1 pseudogene is annotated in these 1,216 nt (G+C 44.7%); it reads left to right on the top strand.

Annotation, left to right across the window (positions count from 1 at the left end):
- Positions 1 to 1,135: pseudogene (locus tag WBG21_RS11210) on the top strand (hypothetical protein); the annotation flags it as partial.
- Positions 1,136 to 1,216: the final 81 nt, after the last annotated feature.

The following is a 1,216-nucleotide window of genomic DNA, read 5'->3' on the forward strand; positions in this document are numbered from 1 at the left end:
AGTTGACACCAATACAACAAACGTATCGTTGACTGAAGATGGCACCAATTTAATTTTAACGGACTCTGATGGTGGTACTGTTACGATCGCTTTAGCTGATTTAAGAGACGGCGATGCCTGGGGAGTCAATGGAGAAGATGTAGCAGGAGCCATTACGCGGACGGGTTCAGTGGGAATAGGTACAGCCCCCACGGGAAACACATTAGATGTAGACGGGACCTTACGATTGAATTTACCTGGTGCAGAAGTAGCCGATTATGTATTGCGCAGTGACGCTACAGGAGTAGCAACCTGGGTAGACCCAACGACGATTCCCGGGTTAGGCTCTCGGGGTGCACGCAACGGGCTTTCTTTAGATGGGAACTTTGTAGAGCTAGGAGGAACTTTAGAAAACAACACAACGATTACCCATCCAGGTGCATTTACATATATACATGATTTAACGGGCACGGGCAATTTTGCGGTACAGCAGAACGGGAACCCAGCTTTCTTGGTGGAGAACACCACGGGCAATGTAGGTATTGGTACCAATACACCGGATGCCAGTGCAGCTCTTGAAATAAGTTCTCCAGGTAATGATAAAGGCCTTTTGATGCCTCGGTTAACCACAGGCCAACGTACAGGGATGCCTAATGTGAACGGTATGATTGTATATGACACTACCACAAGTACTTTCTGGTACAACGACGGCACCCAATGGATAGAATTAGGTGCTGGTGGTGCTGCCATGCAATGGTTTGATATTGCCGGAGAAAATATGCGGGTGTATGCCTCTGCTTTACCGGGAGTTGTAAAAGATTTCAATAATGTTTATACGTTTACTGTTGCTGGAGGTGAAACACTAGACAGGATTGAATTTGTCCCTCAAGCAGGGGTAAACCTTAATCCAGGAGATAATGATACGGCACGGATTGTTATTGTAACGCCTACGGGCAACACTAATGCTGTGGACGCATCAACACCAAATGTATGGATAAGGGGCAATGCAGGGCCAAATGCCAACATAGGGTCTCCTTTTTTGTTTGGTATAACACAAGCAGTAACATTTGGTGGCGGTGCATTAACTCTTGATTTCAATGGATTGAGTGGAATACCTGGAGGAAAAGTTACAATAACAAACCTAGCTCAGAATTAATAATATAAATATAAAGCAATGCGAAGGTTATTATATACAGTAGTATCATTATTGACGGCTATAGGGATATATGGTCAGGAT

Source organism: Leptobacterium meishanense (assembly GCF_037645805.1).
GTDB classification, from domain to species: Bacteria; Bacteroidota; Bacteroidia; order Flavobacteriales; family Flavobacteriaceae; genus Leptobacterium_A; species Leptobacterium_A meishanense.